General features: G+C 36.9%; 17 protein-coding genes and 1 pseudogene. 6 read left to right on the top strand and 12 right to left on the bottom strand.

The window, feature by feature from the left end; all coding sequences use genetic code 11:
- The first annotated feature begins 205 nt into the window (after positions 1-205).
- Complete coding sequence (locus ILS93_RS05085) at positions 206-724, top strand: GNAT family N-acetyltransferase (protein WP_064476929.1); 519 nt, start codon at positions 206-208, stop codon at positions 722-724.
- The gene (locus ILS93_RS05090) at positions 721-1,638 is read left to right on the top strand and encodes a GNAT family acetyltransferase (protein ID WP_222660087.1); all 918 of its coding nucleotides are present in this window, start codon (positions 721-723) and stop codon (positions 1,636-1,638) included. The genes ILS93_RS05085 and ILS93_RS05090 overlap by 4 nt, the downstream gene beginning before the upstream one ends.
- A 21-nt stretch (positions 1,639-1,659) precedes the next feature.
- Here the strand turns inward: ILS93_RS05090 and ILS93_RS05095 are convergent, their stop codons facing one another.
- Together ILS93_RS05095 and ILS93_RS05100 are read right to left on the bottom strand one after the other, a co-directional pair.
- Positions 1,660-2,568, bottom strand: a complete 909-nt coding sequence (locus ILS93_RS05095) for a VOC family protein (protein WP_142315019.1) — start codon at positions 2,566-2,568, stop codon at positions 1,660-1,662.
- Positions 2,569-2,743: 175 nt separating this feature from the next.
- Positions 2,744-3,655: a VanW family protein gene (locus tag ILS93_RS05100; protein ID WP_064476932.1), complete on the bottom strand. Its 912-nt coding sequence runs from the start codon at positions 3,653-3,655 to the stop codon at positions 2,744-2,746.
- A 363-nt stretch (positions 3,656-4,018) separates the two neighbouring features.
- Between ILS93_RS05100 and ILS93_RS05105 the strand changes: the two genes are divergently transcribed.
- Entirely contained in the window at positions 4,019-4,360 is a 342-nt protein-coding gene (locus ILS93_RS05105) for a hypothetical protein (RefSeq protein WP_116480664.1), read from the top strand.
- A 115-nt stretch (positions 4,361-4,475) separates the two neighbouring features.
- Positions 4,476-5,567: a DUF3900 domain-containing protein gene (locus ILS93_RS05110; protein WP_000345047.1), complete on the top strand. Its 1,092-nt coding sequence runs from the start codon at positions 4,476-4,478 to the stop codon at positions 5,565-5,567.
- 392 nt (positions 5,568-5,959) lie between these two features.
- Here the strand turns inward: ILS93_RS05110 and ILS93_RS05115 are convergent, their stop codons facing one another.
- From ILS93_RS05115 to ILS93_RS05155, 9 genes and pseudogenes are all read right to left on the bottom strand, one after another.
- Positions 5,960-6,310 carry a hypothetical protein gene (locus tag ILS93_RS05115; RefSeq protein WP_142315020.1) on the bottom strand — a complete coding sequence of 117 codons (351 nt, stop codon included), beginning with the start codon at positions 6,308-6,310 and terminating at the stop codon, positions 5,960-5,962.
- Between the two features lie 30 nt (positions 6,311-6,340).
- Positions 6,341-6,502 (bottom strand): hypothetical protein, encoded by a 162-nt coding sequence (locus ILS93_RS05120; RefSeq protein ID WP_098095241.1) that lies wholly within the window; start codon positions 6,500-6,502, stop codon positions 6,341-6,343.
- Positions 6,503-6,694: 192 nt separating this feature from the next.
- Positions 6,695-7,540 (bottom strand): exonuclease, encoded by an 846-nt coding sequence (locus ILS93_RS05125; protein ID WP_222660089.1) that lies wholly within the window; start codon positions 7,538-7,540, stop codon positions 6,695-6,697.
- Between the two features lie 192 nt (positions 7,541-7,732).
- Positions 7,733-7,933 carry a cold shock-like protein CspB gene (gene cspB / locus ILS93_RS05130; RefSeq protein WP_001179147.1) on the bottom strand — a complete coding sequence of 67 codons (201 nt, stop codon included), beginning with the start codon at positions 7,931-7,933 and terminating at the stop codon, positions 7,733-7,735.
- A 216-nt stretch (positions 7,934-8,149) separates the two neighbouring features.
- The gene (locus ILS93_RS05135) at positions 8,150-9,049 is read right to left on the bottom strand and encodes a WD40/YVTN/BNR-like repeat-containing protein (RefSeq protein WP_000449520.1); all 900 of its coding nucleotides are present in this window, start codon (positions 9,047-9,049) and stop codon (positions 8,150-8,152) included.
- A 16-nt stretch (positions 9,050-9,065) separates the two neighbouring features.
- Positions 9,066-9,509, bottom strand: a complete 444-nt coding sequence (locus ILS93_RS05140; protein ID WP_001062763.1) for a flavodoxin — start codon at positions 9,507-9,509, stop codon at positions 9,066-9,068.
- Between the two features lie 139 nt (positions 9,510-9,648).
- Complete coding sequence (locus ILS93_RS05145; protein ID WP_000070921.1) at positions 9,649-10,269, bottom strand: acetate uptake transporter; 621 nt, start codon at positions 10,267-10,269, stop codon at positions 9,649-9,651.
- An 86-nt stretch (positions 10,270-10,355) separates the two neighbouring features.
- The gene (locus ILS93_RS05150; protein WP_064476935.1) at positions 10,356-10,751 is read right to left on the bottom strand and encodes an NUDIX hydrolase; all 396 of its coding nucleotides are present in this window, start codon (positions 10,749-10,751) and stop codon (positions 10,356-10,358) included.
- Positions 10,748-11,088: pseudogene (locus tag ILS93_RS05155) on the bottom strand (ASCH domain-containing protein). The gene ILS93_RS05150 and the pseudogene ILS93_RS05155 overlap by 4 nt, the downstream one beginning before the upstream one ends.
- A gap of 135 nt (positions 11,089-11,223) precedes the next feature.
- Here ILS93_RS05155 and ILS93_RS05160 point away from each other — a divergent pair.
- A complete protein-coding gene (locus ILS93_RS05160; RefSeq protein WP_000898178.1) occupies positions 11,224-11,781 on the top strand; it encodes a CatB-related O-acetyltransferase in 558 nt (185 codons plus the stop codon).
- Positions 11,782-11,828: 47 nt separating this feature from the next.
- Here the strand turns inward: ILS93_RS05160 and ILS93_RS05165 are convergent, their stop codons facing one another.
- Positions 11,829-19,301 (bottom strand): DUF7507 domain-containing protein, encoded by a 7,473-nt coding sequence (locus tag ILS93_RS05165; RefSeq protein WP_222660092.1) that lies wholly within the window; start codon positions 19,299-19,301, stop codon positions 11,829-11,831.
- 117 nt (positions 19,302-19,418) lie between these two features.
- Here ILS93_RS05165 and ILS93_RS05170 point away from each other — a divergent pair, with 117 nt between their 5' ends.
- Entirely contained in the window at positions 19,419-20,168 is a 750-nt protein-coding gene (locus ILS93_RS05170; RefSeq protein ID WP_001271045.1) for a (S)-benzoin forming benzil reductase, read from the top strand.
- The last annotated feature ends 35 nt before the right edge of the window (positions 20,169-20,203 follow it).

A 20,203-nucleotide genomic window follows, 5' to 3' on the forward strand; every position in this document is an offset into this window, starting at 1 on the left:
TATCCTAGGTGATTTATGTTAATATTTTCAATATTAACATAAATAGAATTCAGCCCACTTTTTATACGAAAAACCATAAACTTTACTTTCCATTTAAAAACGGGATATGGATTGCATAAAATGAGGTTGAGAAAGTTTAGAAAACGCTTACATTTTGCGCCGTGTTTTTTTATACATACTACATAAATAAAGGAGCTTACTAACAATGAACGTCTCTTTACTTACACCTACTATCGATTTACAAGAAGAATACTTAGATTTTTATAACGAATGGAAAGATAGCGGTGAAACGATGATTCCGTGGGTTATCTCAAAAGATCCCTCTAATTTCACGGCAATGATTCAAGAACTTCACGATGCACATAACGGAATAAACCTCCCTGAATCTTGGGTACCAGACTCTACGTATTGGCTCGTTACAGATGAAAATAAAATTGTAGGAGCTGTTAATATACGTCATAGTTTAACCGAACATTTATTTAACGCTGGAGGTCATATCGGTTATGGCATTCGCCCTTCTGAAAGAAGAAAAGGTTATGCTACGAAGTTATTAGAATTATCGCTAGAAAAAACGAAGGAATTAAACATCGAGAAAGTACTTGTCGTTTGTGACGAAGTGAATACAGGATCAGAAAAAACAATTTTACATAACGGCGGGCTTCGTGATGATGATTTCATTGAGGAAGATGGAAATGTAGTAAGAAGATTTTGGATTAAGCTATGAAAAAGTCATCCGATGAAAATAACCTTGTTATAGAGAAATATAGTAGAAGTAATGAGCTAAAAGTAAAACAATTTATTGATTTATACAATGAAGACTCTTATCTATTTAACTTATTACGAGATAATAAAACAAGATGTGCGTATGTTGCCTACTATAAAAAAGATGTAGTAGGCATCTTTCTCACCTGGAACAATAACTTCCATCCATACTGCACATACTTTCGAATATATACGAACCCTTTCTATTCAGTGCTACACATAGAACAAATTTTATTAACCGAGATTCTAAAACGAGAAAACTTCAAATTACCATTACAAACCTCTATATGGGAAACATCGGCTCATTTAAAAGACTATTATGAAGAACATAATTTTACGGAAATCCGAAGAACATATATGCCGATATTAGACGTACGAAAAATCATAGCTATCGATACAATGCTTCATTCAAATTATGATGTACAAACCTTATCAAACATCTTGTCTAATAATAGCTTCTTTGAAAAGCTAGCTCACTTAGTAAAAACGAATTATGAGGATACTCACTTAGCAAATCCCGTTGCCTCATACCCGCTCGAAACTTGGAAAGAACAGATCTTAACTGATGATGTGTTACTAGATGGGAGCTTTGTAATGATAGATGAAGAGAATAAAATTATTGCGTACTCTTTCCTCCATACATCAGAAAAAGAGAATACGGTAGAACTAGGATGGTGTGGGACTCACACTACAGAAAATTTATCCTTACTGAAACTTCTCGTTTTCAAACAAGCTATGTATGCAAGTGAACATGGTTATTCTTTCATTCAAGGTGAATTCGATTCAACGAGTATATATGCAATGGAGATATTAAAATCCTTTCCTTTCAATCCTTGTGCTACTTGGATTACGTATCAAAAAGAAGTCGGAAAGTGATTATACACCTTCCGACTTCTTTTATGCTGTCTCTATTTCAAACTGCACTGTAATACCACTAGGATCTACTACTGTAAATCCGTTTGTACTTTCGTTTACTTTATGTTGTTTTTCTATTAATCTTTCTTTCACTTCATCTAACGCTTCTTTATGCGGTAATACAATTGTATATACCTTAAGTCCAGTTGCATACGCTGGTGGATGTGGATTATTTACTCCGTTCCACGTATTTGCACCGATATGGTGATGATATCCTCCTGCAGACATGAATAAGCAGTCATCTTCACGTTGTTGCACTTCAAATCCTACTGTCTCTACATAAAACTCGTGTGACTTCTCTACATCCGCTATTCGTAAATGTACGTGCCCAACGACAGTATTAGCAGGCAACCCATCAACCTCATAATCAACGAGTGTTGCCAGTTCTTTTAAATCAAGCGGCGTACTGCCTCCTGCTCCTTCTCCCCATTGATCGCGCGGACGGTCTGCATAAATTTCAATACCATTTCCCTCTAAGTCTTGTAAATAAAAAGCTTCGCTATACGTATGATCACTTGCACTATTAAACCTTGAAATTGGTAAAATTTCATTTGAATATGTATAACGCCCTTCTTGCTCAGCCGGGCTATCAATTACATTCTTATTTCGAATCACACCAAATAATGCCGAAGCAAACGCCTCACGAGTCGGAACTAAAAAGGCAACATGATATATACCAGTCGTACGTGGTTCTTGCAGTACCCCGTCCTCTAACTTTTCAAGAACAAGTAACGTGTTCTTTCCACCTTTTCCTGATAAATATGCTTTATTCGCCTCTTGCTTAATTACTTCTAATCCTACTACATTCTCATAAAAAGCAATTTGACGCTCTAAATCTTGCACTTTAAGTTCAACATGACCAATACGTGTATTCGGATGAATTTGTACCATGAATAACTCCATCTCCTTATCCCGATATTTCCCTATTTCATATAACCGTTACTATGAAGGATACAACTAAAATCATCCTATGTAAATAAGAAAAGTCAGAATTTATACACATTTTTATTTTCATAATAAAAAAAGCCCCCTCTTCTAACTTTCAGAAGAGGGGGCTTTTTAACTCTTATTTCATTTTATGTACTTCAGCAACTAACTTTCCGCCCTGAATGCCCATATAAAGTTTCACAGGTGCATCATTCGTGTTTTCAAACACTAAGTCTAAGTATGGATATGCAATTGTAGCATCTCTTCCTTGTGGAACATAACCTACCGTTTTAGAATGTGTCGTTCTCTCTACCATTTTCAAACCAGCTTGATCTGCTGCATTGTATAATGTTGATGATGTTTGACAAACACCACCGCCGTATCCATCTACTAATTTACCATCTACAATTTCTTTTCCTAATTGATACCCTTTATCTGGCGTTGTATCACCAATTAATGCATTGAAAGAGAAACTGTCTCCTTTTGCTAATACAACTCCATTTATGCTCGCTGCTGACAAACGGATATTCTCAATACGGCCACCTGCTGAGCCACCTAAATTCGTTTCATATCTACCAATTACCGTACCACTTCCTTGCGCATCACTTAATGTTGCGACAGGCTTTTTCTCAACAATAGGTAATTGATATGAAGAATCCCACATACCAACGTTTAATAATTTATTTACTAGCTCTTTTTCCATTAATTCAAAAGAAGGCTTTCCTTCTTGCCAACTTCCGTCAGATGCTAAACGTGAAGGAACCATCTTTTTGTCAACGTTTTTACCAACTTCCTTAGCAACCTTCTCTACCGATTTTTTAAATTTTGCTTCATCTTCAAAATAACCTAGACTCGATAAATCTAGCTTTTTCACTTCCGTACCTGTACGACCATCAACTAAACTAATAGAATCCTGTACTTCTGCTTTAGCCTCTACCGTGTGGCCACCAATGTCACTTACTAATGCAACATCACTTACTTTTGTGCCACAACCACTTACTACAGCTACACATAACACCCCAACTAATATACCCTTTACTTTACGGAACAATAGACTCTCCCCTTTTTCCAAACATTACTTTTATGTATTATTTCATTTTTATGTATGTTTTGTTACAATCATTTTACAATATATTTATAAAATGTTACAAGTTATTTTTTACTCTATATAAATTACTCTTTTCTTTTGTAAATGTCTATACATATTTACATAAAATTTTGAGTTTGATAGAATTGTAACTTTTATGTAACCCCACCCCATTATCCAGTATATACCATAAAACAAAAGAAATACAAATGTAAAAACTCCATATTCTTATTTATAAAGAAACATCCCGTGAGCATAAATAGGTATTTGCCGTGCCACACTCCGCTTTTACACATACATTATGGTGAATTAACCTATTTTAAAGAAATGGAGGATGTTTTTATGTACCCCTACAATCCATACGATCCCTATAACCAAAATGGTTATCAGCCTCAATATGATTTACAAGCACAATACCAACAATATATAGATCCAGCAGAACAAGTTAATCCATATGATCAAAATCGACAATTCCAACTTCCAATCTCTTTTCCTGGTACTGGAAACCGTCAACTAGAAAGACGAGTAAATGAGCTTGAGCAAAGAGTACGTCAATTAGAAAACACGGTTGAGCGTCATACACGTAGATTAAACCGCTTAAACCAACGTTTACGTACAATTGAAAACAGACTAAACATTCCATTTTCAGCATTAGAAGACGGATTTTAATTTCAAAAGTAAAAAATATATAAGGAAGGGGCTCACCCTTCCTTATATAAATTGACGAAAGTTTTTTCCATCTCTATACTGATAAGAGTTAATGAAATGAAACAAGGTGATAAATATGGATTTTGAAATAAATTATCTTTCCTTTTATGTTGTACAAGTAGAAGGAAAAGGTGAAGCTGTTGATAAACGCTACAAACATTTTCAAACGTTAGACGCTGAAGAGTATGAAGATAGCTCCTTAAAAGAATTTTTAAATGGTGAATTATTAAAAATTTCAAAGCGAAAAGTAGAACGTCATGCGAAAACAGAACAAGCTCCGACAAAGATCGGTCGCTTCATTGTAGAAGAAGGGCACGAACTTGATTCAAACCCTCATTACAACCTCTTTAATCGCATTCGCTTTGCGGAAACAAAGGAAAACTTCAAAGATATGAGTGAACCTCTCGTTTATACATATCTGGACACAAGCGCTGTACGCGGTGGTGTATTTTTAATTGCGCAAGCAAAACTACGCAAATACTTTGATGATCCATTCGTTTTCGTTATGAAATGTGACTTCGAACCGAAAGTCGCTTCTATTTCAGATGAATCCACACTGATTCGTAACGTTGAAATGGCCATCACAACAAAAAACATGAAATCTATCCAATATCCGTACATGCCTGAAGAAGGTATGGTCGAAGTGGGTGAGCTAAAAATTCACCAAGCATCACACGCCCGCTACTTTGAAGACTTCTTAAAATTCGTCGAGTACGAACGCTCTATGCCTGAAATTATGAAAACACAAGTAATGGACATGGTATACGACCAAATTGAAGATGTATTTGAAGAAGGTACGGAAGAACGCGAACAATTCGACCAAGCAATGGAAGTATGGGCTGCCAGTCCGAAACGCGAAATTATGGAACAATTTTCAACCGAAGAAGTAATGGAAGCTACTGCTCAAATCGTCGAGCATGCTCCTGAAGTGGAATTAAAGCTAAAAGCAGATCATATCTCTGTGAAGGCCCTGCTTGCTGATTTCGGGGATCAAATACATATCGCAAAGGTAAATGATCGATACGTATTAATGATTGAGGCTGATACACTTACGTTTGAGAAAGGCTTCTCTCCGATTGAGTTTCTGAAGCCAGATGAATTGCAAGATGTGATTGAGCGGATTGAGAATAAGCAGCAGTATTCTTATGATCCGAACGGAATTGAATAAAGTGAAACTTTAATCAGTGGGGGTTTTGTTCATCCCCACTGATTATTAGTTGAGCCAATCGGGCTTTTACGGGCAGTTGCCCCCCCACCTCACTTCGTTGCTTCAGCTGAATTTTAAGGTGGGGGGGTCTTACTGCCCGTTAATGCGGGATAAATCCTTCCATATATCTATTTTTACTGAGCGCTGTTAATAAGCGCTTTTTTATTTTGAACTTAGTTGACGTTTATATTAAAAACCGATTCTACTAAGAAGCGGTTTTTCTACTTTATAACAAAATATGTTTATTTTTAATCCAAGATAACAATTGTTGCAGAATCCAGCAGATTCCTTCCTTGTTGTACAAGCGTATTTCCATTAGAGTAGTCACTATGTATGTTGGTAAAATGAAAATTTCACTTCACTACCTCAAATTTATTGTACTCGTAAAAAGATAATTGAAAACGATATTCTGGATGCTCTCTCACCCAATCGTAAGCTTCTTCTAAAATATCCATTTTATTTTGTAAGTCATTAAGTTCACTACATTCGTCCCTTTTCTGTTTGCACAGAGGGCAGAATCCATTCACTATTTCGGCACTCGTCGCCCTAATAGTTTTACTTTCTAAGTCAACTACTAGACGAAGAAGAAGAAGAGAATGCTCTTCTTTTGTAGTCACGGTCATTTCAGCAATCCCATCCTCATTCCAAAAGACTCCGTTTAATTCCATCTGTACGGCGACGTCTTTAATATCCAAGTCTATCACTATCACACCTCCCTTGTATAAAACTCATATTTACTCTTCGATTTTAATCTTTAATACACCACGCTTTAAAGATATATTAAGCTTTTTCCAATTCTTCTTCTTTGCTATGAAAGGAAGTGTACTTACTGCTAATAGCGTGGTAAATATTATCCCAAAAACTAAAACTGTTACAATGTTAAAGATTGCTTCCATTTAACTCTTTCCTCTTTCATTTCTATGGGCTCTAATTTTATGAATGTATTTAAAAATTCTTACCACACCTTAATTTTCAAAGCAATTATAATGGTCCAATCACAACAAATCAATTCCTATTTAATATGAATACTTTATTCATCCATCAATACAATGACGTTAAATTTATGTAGCTAGAAATAGAGGAGAATGTCATTTAACCTCTACATTCTCCTCCATCTCAGCCAAATACCTAATCTGTCTTTCCGCTTTTCTAACCGCCGTACGAAAATGCTTTTTCAAAAGTTCTACTGTAGCTTCACTTATATAATATCTTTCCGTTATACTTTCCCACGTGTCACTACTTTCAAATGTACTCCAAACGAAAGGACGCTCTGTATTTTTTCTCATTTCTTTAAATACCCATTTTCGCATCTTTTTTTTCGCTTTTTCTGTTAGTTTTCCGTTCTCTACAAGTTCAAGCTCACCATGTCTTTTGTACCGTTTATGAATGTCTCTCTCGCTATATACTTTAAGAAGTATATTCGCTGTATTCTCAGCATCCGCTAAAGCTCGGTGCTGCTTCCCTTCCCACGTTAAACCGAGCTGTTCTACTGCAAATTGTAAACTTGGTGTATGCTCAAATAACTCTTCATACGCTTGGAAAACAAACTTCTGCAAATCAAATTTGCTCTCTTTTTCCATACATGGGCATTCTACACCGTATAACGTACAATCATGAGATAGAAAACGATAATCTTCTCTACCCCATGAAACAAATATAGAGTCTTCTCCGATAAATTGAATAAATTTCTCTATAATTTGTGGGAATTTCTCCACACCAATTAAATCTTTCTTTGTAATTCCCGTTAATTTTGTCGTATGACGAGTGAGTCGTGCACTCGGCTTTACTAACTCCGAAAATTCTCCAATTACCTTCATTGTACTTGCTTCTATTTTTACAGCTCCGATATCAACTATCTCTGACGGATCTTCTGATTTATACGGCCTGAAATTTCTCTCTATATCGAACACAATAAAATGTGTAGCGTTTTCCAATTTATTTACCTCTTTCTAAATTCCTTTTCACACACATACTCTATTTTCAGTATTTATTTATTCATTCATGCACTTTATGCATGAAATACTTCGTCTAATAAACGAAAATTTAATCTCATTATTATATGTACATAGGAGGTTATTCAATAAAAATGCAAAAAAAAGAAGGGCAAGCCCTTCTTTTTTCCGTAATTACTTCTTGTTTACGTTTGTAGCTTGAGGTCCACGGTTACCTTGTTCTACTTCGAAAGTAACTTCTTGACCTTCTTCTAAAGATTTGAAGCCGTCGCCTTGGATAGCTGAGAAATGAACGAATACGTCTTCTCCGCCTTCAACTTCGATGAAACCGAAACCTTTTTCTGCGTTAAACCATTTTACTTTACCGTTTTGCATTTAAAAAATCCTCCTACAATGTACCTATATGTACATATTCATTTTCAACCACTTTACAATAATACTTCAAACATTAAAAAACTGCAACCCCAGAGGAGATTTAACATTGCTATCCTCCTCGGAAGTTACAGCTCATTTAAATCTCTATATTATTAAAAGTAAAATGGTTTAAAGTAACTATATCATATCAATATAATAAAAGTAAAGTTTTTTTTGCTATATAATTTTTTTCTTCCATTGCATCGCTTTTGATTCACCTGATCCAGCTACAACATAACCCTCTTTTTGGTTAACGATGCGCCAGCCATGCCCTTTAACTGAGTCACATACTGTAACAAGTTCTTCTTCTAGAAGTACACGACAAACCGTACTAATCCCCGCCTTATTTTGCGTTGACGTTGTATATAGCACATGTTGATCTACACTCAAGGCTAAATAGCTACTTGCTTTCTGCTCACTTTGACATGTATGCCAATATGTTTTTTCACTCTCAATACTTTCATCTATTTTACAAAAAGAAATATTCCCGCTAATACCCTTGCATGATCCACTCGCTGCTACTATATAAGAATTGTGTACAGTCAACGCTGAGATCATCTGATTCATCACGATTTTAATCCTCTTTAATTTACGTGTCTCCAAATTAAAGAGCCAAACACCACCATATTTAGCATGTATTTTCGTACCGATAAATAAGTAATGTTTATATAAAAATAACGATCGAATAGATGGTGCCCCGCCACCATACTCAAGAAATGGATGAATGGTTTCCCATGTCGAACCAAAATCATTAGAATGATACAACGTTTTATCTCCATGAGCAATGACTGTTCCTTGTACATTACTACAAACATTCCAACTCGTTGCTTTTGTTGGAAAACGCTGAACCGTCCAGTTCTCTCCACCATTCATACTACGAATAAAAATCCCTTCGTCACCTACACCATACACTACATTATCTTCGCTATGTAAATCCCTAATTCGTTTTTGAAAACCATTTAATATTTGTTTCCATTCTCCGTCTCGTTCAATAAATAAGCCATTATATGTAGTAGCTAACATAAGTTTTCCATCTCTTAACTTTGTAATAGCGGTTGCACTTAACATTGTCTCCACGTTGACACTCCCATTCTTAGAACTTCTCAGCAAATGCAATTGCAAAATTACTGCATTTTTCAACATCCTCTTCATCTTCTGGAGCTAGTTCGATTTTCAATCCTTCTTGCACAAGCTCCGCACCGCGTTCTACAAGTCTTTCTTCAAATATCGTTACCGCTTCACAAAATAGTTCATACGCCGTATCACCTGATCCGAATACCGCTACTTTCTTCCCTGATAAATCTATATTTTCTAAGTCCTCATGGAAATCTTCCGCCTCAAACGGTAATTCACCATCGCCCCACGTATAAGATCCTAAAATGATTCCATCATAGGCTAATAATTCTTCAGCATCCATGCCTTCCATTTCTTGCAATACTACTTCATGATCAAAAGCATCTAAACTAACTTTTATTAAATCAGCAATACTCTCTGTATTTCCTGACATACTTGCATAAGCTATTAAAATTTTTGCCACTTCGGCATCCCCCTCTTACAATAAATGATTCTCATTCTCATTATATTAATAATGAGAATCAATTTCAATTATATTTTTCATTTTTATTTATTCCATACAAAAAAGCACAGATGACTATACAATCACCTGTGCTTTTTTATTACTTTTTAAAAATACCAAACGGCTTTCCAACTGGTAATACAACTTTACCGAAGTGTGTATTTAACACTGCTGCTGCTGAACCATAGAAAGATAATAATGAAATACATAGTTCAGAATACGCTGCTAAATTATGCATTGCATGCGGCATAACACCTAAAGTACTTAATGAAAGACCAATAAATAAGAAATCAATAAGGACGAAAATCATAAATAATACTTTATGTGTTTCCATTGCACCAATTGTCATAAAGATTGTGAAAATCAAATATCCAATAAAGGCTACACCCAGCTGTTTTGAATCTGCAGCTTGTGCTAATTTTTCGCCAAATACTCCAAGTTGAATTAACCAAGTCATTCCAACACCTAACCAAAATAGGCCGTATGCACCGAATGCTGTTGTACCGAACGTATTGTTATGCTTTGCATCGTGAATGCACGCAAAGATTTGTGCAAATCCTCCTAAAAAGATTGCCCACGGTAATACAAGTGAAACGCCATCTGTTAAGCCTAACTTTTGAGATGATGCTACAAGTGTTACCATCGCTAATCCAAATAGACCAATTCCAGATGGATCTGCTGTTGTCATTTTCACATGATGTGTAGTAGATTGATTGCTCATATAAACCTCCTGATTATAAACATACTCGAATACAATACTTAAATCAGAAGACTATGTCAATGGTTTTTTTTGTATGTTGTCAGACCTTACTTTTTATAATGATTGAATATGCTTCCGACCACTTCATACGGTTTTATATTCACTTTTTCCAACTCGTGTATCGGCAACCACAACGGAATATAACTCCCTCTATCTTTCAGCTTGAATTCTTCAGCTTTACCACTTCCGAAAACTCCATCTATAATATGGGCATTAAAATAATACTCCGTACCTTTATACTCCACCTTTGCAATCAGTTGCTCCACTTTTATATGTACCCCTAATTCTTCATAAATTTCTCGCTTCGTTGCTTCTTCAGCTGTTTCTCCTTCTTCAATTCCTCCGCCTGGAAAAACATAATATGTTTCCCCTTCTCGAATACGTTTTATAAGAGCAATTTTCCCTTCCTGCACAATGATAGCCCCGCCGCGATTTCTTATCATTTTATTACCTCAATACGAATCGCAACTGTTCCCCACTTTTTTTCTTGTTCTTTCGTATATATTTTGTATGTACTTTCTAGCATTTCCTCTAAACTATCATTTTCACAATCCAATAATTTTTTATCAATTTGTTCGTACATTGCTTTAAAGCTTTCGTATCGTTTTATTTCCGTCACTTTGACAGTCATCGTTGCTGCTGTCGTAAGGTTCGTAAATACAATATGATCGCCTTGTTTTATAAGTTGACGTTTTGCATCGTATAAACGTACTTCATATACTTTTTTCCAGATTTAATTGACTGAAAAGGTTTATTATATAATCCCATTTTGTATATCATTCATTCCACTCCCTTTTTATTCGTTGCACCTACTAATTGTGTATTACCAATTCATACAACACAGTTCGACTTATTCCAAGTTGCATATAATGTTCCATATCCATTACTTGCTTTAGAGAGGATGCTAAATTTGTTATGTTATTTTTAAATCAAAAACCTGAATATAATAAATATGATATTGGTGATTATACTTATAGTAAAGTAGGTCCAACCATTTTTTCTTGGAATGATGAAACGAAATTAAAAATAGGTAAGTTTTGTTCATTAGGAGAAGAAGTCGTTTTCATACTTGGCGGTGAACATCGCGCAGACTGGATAACAACTTACCCATTTAATGCATTTTTTAATGAAGGAGCACATATTACTGGTCATCCTTCTTCAAAAGGTGACATCGTAGTCGGCAACGATGTATGGATTGGTTATCAATCCTGCATTTTATCTGGTGTTACAATTGGTAACGGAGCCATTATTGGGGCAAAGAGTGTTGTCACAAAAGACGTACCTCCATATGCAATTGTAGCTGGTAATCCTGCAAAATTTATTCGATATCGTTTCCCGCAAGAAACGATTGACAAACTAGAGAATCTTGCATGGTGGGATTGGGATATTTCTGTAATAAAAGGAGCCATTCCATTTCTACTTTCCAACAAAATCAACGAGTTTTTTACCTCGCCCGAAAATGAATCTATGTGATTAATACCAAAAGAGCATCCTGAAAGAATAGGATGCTCTTTTTTGTTTTATTTTTTATGTTCGTGCAACTGATTACACGGAGAACATTGAAATGGAATTTTATCTAAGCAATTAAAGTTTGTTTCACAAATTTGTTCGATCGTTGGAGCAAATAGAATGATAACCATATTACTTTCTACTATTTGTGTAACAGGTGGCAATACTGTTCCTACTTGATGTTCGAAACGAATACTCGCTTGATTTATATAATTTTCTGAACCACTTGGCGCGCTCTGAACTACTACTTGGAACGAGACTGTGCGTGCTTCACCTGGATTTAAACTTCCTATAAGAAATCCTGATACTGGATTTACATTTGGCACTAGCGTATTATCAACCTTTACAGTTCCAAGAACAAATCGAACACTACTATCTAACATATCTTGAAAACGAATATTTTGTATGATAGTATCCCCCGTATTTGTAATAACTGTCGTAAACGTAATAACATCTCCTATTGTTGCTGTTTGATGATCCGCTGTTTTTACGACTGTCGTTGAGACATTTTGAGGAATAAACGGGATAACAACTGTATTGCTATCACCTTCAACTACTACAGGCGATTCATTTGGATTCACAGTTGCAAACCCACTCGCTGTCGCTGTATTTGTAACTAAGTTATTGATTTGCCCTCCTGTTATTACAACTTGGAAATTAATAATAGCTGCATCATTTGGCTGAAAATCACCTAACGAAATACCAGTATTCGGATTAGCAAATGGAAAAGGTACATCATTTACTGTTACCGTGCCATTTATAAATAACGTATTCGGATCAATGATATCCGTTAAAACAATATTCGTCACAGGAACTGTACTATCATTTATAACAGCAATTCCGTAAGTGACAACATCTCCTACCATCGCTACTTCAAAGTTTGCTCCTTTTGCAACAAATAAGATTGCAGTATTTACTGTTACAATAACTGTATTACTCGTGTCCATCACTGTAACTGGCGGCTCTCCTGGTACTAAAATATATTCTGCTGATGCCCCAGCAACGTTCACTACTGTACCACCATCTGGAAAACTCATAATCGTAGCTTCATATGTTACAATCGCCGTCTCACCGACTGGAATGTCTAAAATCGTAAATCCAACCTGCGGATTTACTCCCGGACGCGCTACTCCATTTATCGTTACACTATTTGGTACAAAAACAGCTTCCGGAGATAGTACATCAATAAATTTAACATTCATTGCATCAGCCGTACCAGTATTTAATATGCGAACACGGTACGTTACCGTTTCTCCTACTCCAACAATTGAATGATCTACTTCTTTCAGCATATCTAAACTGCCTCTATTTACTGGTGTGACTGTCGTATTACTTGAATTCGTAATTGTAAACGGTGGTTCTCCTGGAATCAATTCGAAATCACCAGTTACTCTCGCTGTATTCATAATACTACTAGAAGGCGGAATTGCGATTACGTTTACTTCAAATGTGATTAATAAGCTATCCCCTACTGCAAGATCAGGTAATGAAAAGCCTACAAAAGGATCTAAACCTACTTGTGGAATCCCATTTATTTGCACACTTCCTGCAACGAATTCTAAACTAGGCGATGGGACATCAATAAACTGAACATTCGTCGCAGTTACCGTTCCCGTATTTGTAACTTGCACACTATACGTTAACGTATCTCCTAATCGCGTTGCTTGCTTATTCACGGTTTTTATAACATTAAAGCGCCCTCTATTTACCCTTGTTATCGTCGTATTACTCGGTTCAGTTACTACAACAGGTGGCTCTCCTGGCACTAAAGTAAAGTTTCCTGTTATATTTGCAACGTTCGTAATTGTTCCTGATGACGGGATGGTTGTAACTATCGCTTGAAACGTCACTATAACGGTTTCACCAACGAGTATATCTCCAACTCCAAATCCAGTAATCGGATTTAAGTTTGGTTGCGAAACTCCATTTACCGTTACACTACTCGATACAAATGACGCTCCTGCTGAAATTGTATCAATAAACTGAACATCATTTGCTGTTACTGTTCCTGTATTCGTTATTTGAACCGTATACGTTAATACATCTCCAACGAGAGTAGCTGCTCTATTTACTTGTTTAATAACATTAAATCGTCCTCTATTTACAGTTGTGAGCGTTGTGTTACTTGGCTGATTTACTATAACTGGTGGTTCTCCTGGTACTAATATAAAGCTTCCAGTAACATTTGCCGTATTGGCAATTGTTCCGTTTGATGGAACACTAACAACGGTTACTTGGAATGTGACTTCTACACTTCCCCCTGGATTTATATCTGGCAGCGGGAATCCATTATTAGGATTGAACCCAGGTTGTATCACACCACCTATCGTTACACTATTCGGCACGAATGCTATAGAGGAAGGTAATACATCACTATATTGAACATTCGTCGCCGTCACTGTTCCCGTATTTTGAACTACTGTCGTATATGTGATTGTATCGCCTACTGCAACAATCGGCTCACTTACTGATTTTAAAACATTCAAACCAGATTCATTTATTTCGGTTAATGTCGTGTTACTTGTCGTCGTCTCAGTAATAGGCGGTTCTGTTTCACTTACAGCAAATGTAGCGGTAACGTCTACAAAGTTAACAACTGTACCACCTTCTGGTATGCTCGTTACCATCTCTTGATATGTGACAAGCACAAAATCATCTACAGGTATATCTGGAACTGTAAAGCCGATGAACGGATCTAATCCCGGTGCTGGTACCCCGTTTATGCTCACACTTCCCGGTACAAATGCTACACCCGCGGAAGTAGTATCTATAAATTGAACATTCGTCGCTGCCACTGTTCCAAAATTAAAAATCAATACATCATACGTTAAAATTTCTCCTACAATCGCTACTTCTTTATCTACTAGTTTTAACGGAAAAATAAACGCTATATTAATTGTCGTAACGACTAAATTTGTTAATATCGTTTCCGTAATCGGTGGTTCCTGCGGATTTGGTTGTGAAGTAAATGTAACGTCTGCATCATTTAATATGACTTCATTATCTGGAATTTCTGTAATCGTCACTCGGAACGTTACCTCAATACTTCCACCATTAATTAATAATGGAGTAACTGTAAATCCTATTTCTGGATTTACACCAAGTTGCTGCACCCCACCTATCGTTACACTATCTTCTACAAATGTCGTTCCTTCTGGTATGACATCTTGGAAGAACACATCTGTAACAGGTATAATTCCTACGTTTGAAATTAGCACGGTATACGTTAATACATCCCCAACCGCTCCAGTTGCAACGTCAACTGTTTTTGTTGCTGTTACTTCACCAGGAGGAGGTAACGGTATCGTAACTACTGTCGTATTACTTGAATTTGTTGTTGTTACAGGGGGCTGTAAAGGATTTAATAAGAAAGTAGCTGTTGCAGATGCGGTGTTTAGTACGGCTCCACGCGTGGATGGTGCAACTACTGTTACTTGGAACGTTACAGTCAATGATGTGCCAGCAGCTATATTAGGAAGCGTAAAACCTATATTTGGATCAAATCCAGGTTGAGGAGTTCCATTTATCGTTACACTATTTGCTACAAATGTTGTTTCTGAAGCAATTGGATCAATGAAAGAGACATTCGTCGCTGTTACCGTTCCATTATTTCTAATGACAACAGAATACGTGTAAATTTCTCCAAGTGCCGCTTGTTGTACAGATGAAGATTTTTGTATATTTAACTGCGCTGTGTTTACTTGCGTCACGACGAAATTGCTATTCGTAACAGTTGTTATTGGAGGATTGGCTGGATTTATAAGAAAACTTGCAGTAACGTTCGATTGGTTTCTTATATTTCCACCACTCGGAACGCTCGTCACTGTAACTTGAAACGTAATCGTAGCCGTTTGCCCGACAGGAATATTTGGTACTGGGAAACCTGCCATAGGATCCGCGCCTTGCTGAACGACTCCATTTATCGTCACACTATTTACTACAAACGCAGTACCAGACGGAATTGGATCTTGAAAAATAATATTCGTTGCAGGAACAGTTCCTGTATTTTGAATACGAATCGTATACGTTAACGTATCTCCTACACCTGCTTGTGGTGTAGTTACACTCTTTATTACATTAATTGATCCTACATTCACTCGTGTCACAACAATATTACTAATCGTTACAATTGTAATTGGCGGCTGCAAAGGACTTACTTGAAAATCAGCTGTTACATTCGCATTATTCGGAAGAACTCTATTTGGTGGTACACTCGTGATCGTCACTTGAAAAGCAACTGTTACCGTTCCTCCTACTGGAATATTAGCAAGCGGAAATCCAGTTGTTGGGTTTAAAACTGGTTGAGACGTTCCGTTTATTGTTACACTATTTGCTACAAATGTTGTTCCAGATGGAATTGGATCAAGGAATGATACATTTGTTGCTGCTACTGTTCCACTATTTTGTATACGAACTGTATACGTTAACGTATCCCCTACACCTGCTTCACTAGCACTTACGCTCTTCATTACATTTAACCCTGAAGAATTCACCACTGTCATAACAGTATTACTTGGCACTGTTACAGTAATTGGTGGCTCTGTTGGATTTACAAGGAAATCTCCAGTGACATTCGCATTATTGACGACATTATTTCCTTGGGGAATTTCATCAATTAATACTTCAAACGTAACAATTACACTCGTGCCAGTAGGCAAATTATTTAATGGGAATCCAAGTTCTGGATCTGCCCCTTCTTGTAAAACACCATTAACCAATACACTATTTTCAATAAATAACGTCCCTTGCGGAATTGAATCTTGGAAAAACACATTTGTAGCTGTTACACTACCTGCATTAATTATTTCGATTGTATATACTAAAACATCCCCTACCGTTGCAACATCCGTATTCACTGCCTTCACAACTTCAAAGTTCCCTGATTGTACTGTTGTATTCACAACATTACTCGGAACATTGATTGTTACTGGTGGTTCACTCGGATTCACTTGAAAACTCGCTGTTACATTTGTTTGATTTAAAATATCTTCATTTTCTGGATCCTGTACAATTAATACGTCAAATGTGACTACAACTGTTTGAGCCGCAGGAATATTTGGAAGAGAAAATCCTGTATTTGGATTCAATCCACTTTGTGGTACTCCATTAATTGTTACAGAATTTGCAACGAATGAAACAGCGGAAGGAATAGGGTCTTGGAAAAATACATTTGTTAACAGTACGTTTCCTGTATTTTGGACGGCAATTGTGTATGTTAAAGTATCCCCTACCGCCGCTTGCATTGTATTCACTTCTTTTATTACATTTAAACCGCCTGTATTAACTTGTGTCACAACTGTATTCGTTTGTCTATTAATCGTTATCGGTGGCTGATTCGGAATAACGACGAAATTAGCAGACACATTTCCACGATTTGCAATCGTACCTCCTGATGGTGTAGATGTCACTCGTACTTGAAAAGTCACTGTCCTACTTCCGCCAGGAGATATATTCGCTACGGTAAACCCAGTCGCAGGATTTGCCCCAGGTTGTGAAACCCCATCTACAGTCACACTATTTAGGATAAAAGTCGTTCCAATTGGGATTGGATCTTGAAAAATAACATTCGTCGCAAGTACATTCCCGGTATTCTCAATTGTAACGGTGTACGTAAGAACGTCATTAACTGTCGCAAAAGCTCTATCTACTGTTTTTCTCGTTCTTATATCAGCTATATTAATTGTAGTAAATACAGTATTACTTGTCGCTTGGCCTGAAATTGGTTGCTGACCAGGCACTGGAATAAAGTTAAATGTTACACTCGCACGGTTTGGAATTGGATTTACAAGAGGATTAGATGTTACTCGAACTTGAAAGCGCACTACAGTCGTTTGCGAAGCATTAATACTTCCAAGATTAATACTACTTGCCGGATTTGCTCCTGGACGCGCTACTCCATTTACCGTAACACTATTTGTTATAAACGTTGTTCCAGCAGGTATACTATCAACAAAAATAACATTATTTGCAGCGACATTCCCATCGTTGGTGACATTCACTGTGTACGTTAATACATCATTAATTGTTGCCGTCTGTAGATCTACAGATTTTTGTAAACTTACATTTGCGCGATTTATCGTCGTCTGTACTGTATTTGAAGAAGCTGTACTTGTGATAGGAGGACTTCCAACAAAAGGACGGAATTGGTATGACACCATCGCACGATTTGAAATTGGATTCGGATTCGGGAATGACGTAACTCTCACTTGAAACGTGACAACTCTTTGAGCATTATTCGGTATCGTTCCTAAATTAATTCCACTAGCTGGATTGGCGCTCGGCTGAGTTACTCCACCTACTGTAACACTGCCTGCTATAAACGTAGTTCCATTCGGAATACTGTCTTGTAATACAACGTTTTCTGCACTTCCTGTCCCTGTATTCGGAACAGTAATCGTATAGGTGAGAATATCACCTACTGCTGCAACGGTTTTATCAACAGATTTAACAGGATTTATAATTGGCCCTGTCGCATCAATTTGAACACCAAAACCAGCTGCAGCATATCCATCTCCATTTGTAACGAAGCGAACAGTCGCTGACGTTTGATTATTTACTAATGATGACGAGGCATCTACATTCGTAATATCCCATCCTTGTCTTCGGACGGCTAAAGCTATCCCTAACGGCTGATTCAAATTTCCAAAGGTGCCAGTTGTATCTAAATTCCCACTATCATTACAAATTTGTGACTGAAAGAAATTATTTGCGGGATTTCTCGGTCCGAATAAAGCAACTGTAGCATTCGCATTCGGTCCAAAGCGAAGTTGATCTCCAACAATGTTAGAATCACCTTCTTGAGCAGTTACAAGTACTCTTCCTGTAACAGAACCTGTAGATGGAGTTGCGAAACCTGAAATAGTAGCATCAACTGGTGGTGATGAAGCATCAATAATTTCTTGGCCTGCATACACTGACAAATTCCGAAGTGGTAAACTTGTATTTTGATAAACTACCTCAAGCGTCCAACCAGCTGAACGACTAACCGTTGGATCAGCAGAAGTTCTTGTAGCCGGTACAGCACCCGTTGTATATGTTCCCGCTCCCCCTGTATTAACAAGATTCGTTACGTTAGCTGAACGTACGTAATAAAACTGGTTCCCTACTGAACCTTGCTGCGCAGTTGCAGGATCTGGTGTAACAGAAAACGTTCCTGCCGGTGTTGTAAATGTAATGTTATCATTTAAAAAAGCTGAAACATCCTCTGTATCGGTCCGGTATGTGCCGGCCCATACTAGTTCTGCGTATAAAATACTACTCCCTGCCGGAAGATTCAAAATTGCACTTGAAGAATTTAATGGCCAGTCATTCGTCGTTCCTGCTGGGAATCCAGGTACTTGGAGCGATGTATTTACCGTTGTAAATACATCAATCGTACCGAAATTATTATTTGGTGCAGGCGATGTAGGACTTAGTCCTAACGTGTTCCCAGTGAACGTGACGGCACCAGTTACTGTTGTTGTAAAGCGATTCATAAAAGGCACACAATCATCTCATTTCAATTATAGTAAAAAGTGCTCTATACTATAAAATGTAGACAAACTATACAATGTACGTTGTCCAACAAAATTCCACATATATGGAGAGGAGTTTACTACACTATGCGCTACGTTATCATAACAGGAACTTCACAAGGTTTAGGTGAGGCAATCGCCACACAATTATTAGAAGAAAATACAACCGTCATCTCTATTTCTAGAAGAGAAAATAAAGAGCTTACTAAACTCGCAGAGCAAAATAACAGTCATTGCATTTTTCATTCCTTAGATCTTCAAGATGTACATAAATTAGAAACTAACTTTAACGAGATCCTTTCATCTATGAAGGAAGACAATATATCATCTATTCATTTAATTAATAATGCAGGCACGGTTGCACCAATGAAGCCAATTGAAAAGGCAGAAAGCGAGCTTTTCATTACAAACGTTCAAATTAATTTACTTGCACCGATGATTCTTACCTCTACTTTCATGAGATATACGAAAGACTGGAAAGTAGATAAACGTGTTATAAACATTTCATCTGGTGCAGGAAAAAATCCTTATTTTGGATGGGGCGCTTATTGTACAACGAAAGCTGGTGTAAATATGTTTACACAGTGCGTAGCAACCGAAGAAGCAGAAAAAGAATATCCAGTAAAAATCGTCGCTTTTGCACCTGGTGTTGTTGATACAAGTATGCAAGCACAAATTCGTGAAACAAATAAAGAAGACTTCATAAATTTAGACCGCTTCATCGCACTAAAAGAAGAAGGAAAACTACTGTCACCTGAATACGTTGCGAAAGCAATTCGTAGCTTACTAGAAACTGAGAATTTCCCGCAAGGTGAAGTCATTCGAATTGATGAATAACAAAAAGGCACGCTCTAATAGCGTGCCTTTTCATT

The organism is Bacillus sp. 16GRE42 (genome assembly GCF_019837435.1).
GTDB lineage: Bacteria > Bacillota > Bacilli > Bacillales > Bacillaceae_G > Bacillus_A > Bacillus_A wiedmannii.

Coding starts and splice junctions, on each gene's coding strand:
- ILS93_RS05170 (WP_001271045.1), top strand. CDS start 19,419: ATGCGCTACGTTATCATAACAGGAACTTCACAAGGTTTAGGTGAGGCA.
- ILS93_RS05085 (WP_064476929.1), top strand. CDS start 206: ATGAACGTCTCTTTACTTACACCTACTATCGATTTACAAGAAGAATAC.
- cspB (WP_001179147.1), bottom strand. CDS start 7,933: ATGCAAAACGGTAAAGTAAAATGGTTTAACGCAGAAAAAGGTTTCGGT.
- ILS93_RS05090 (WP_222660087.1), top strand. CDS start 721: ATGAAAAAGTCATCCGATGAAAATAACCTTGTTATAGAGAAATATAGT.
- ILS93_RS05120 (WP_098095241.1), bottom strand. CDS start 6,502: ATGGAAGCAATCTTTAACATTGTAACAGTTTTAGTTTTTGGGATAATA.
- ILS93_RS05105 (WP_116480664.1), top strand. CDS start 4,019: ATGGAGGATGTTTTTATGTACCCCTACAATCCATACGATCCCTATAAC.
- ILS93_RS05160 (WP_000898178.1), top strand. CDS start 11,224: ATGTTATTTTTAAATCAAAAACCTGAATATAATAAATATGATATTGGT.
- ILS93_RS05145 (WP_000070921.1), bottom strand. CDS start 10,269: ATGAGCAATCAATCTACTACACATCATGTGAAAATGACAACAGCAGAT.
- ILS93_RS05150 (WP_064476935.1), bottom strand. CDS start 10,751: ATGATAAGAAATCGCGGCGGGGCTATCATTGTGCAGGAAGGGAAAATT.
- ILS93_RS05110 (WP_000345047.1), top strand. CDS start 4,476: ATGGATTTTGAAATAAATTATCTTTCCTTTTATGTTGTACAAGTAGAA.
- ILS93_RS05095 (WP_142315019.1), bottom strand. CDS start 2,568: ATGGTACAAATTCATCCGAATACACGTATTGGTCATGTTGAACTTAAA.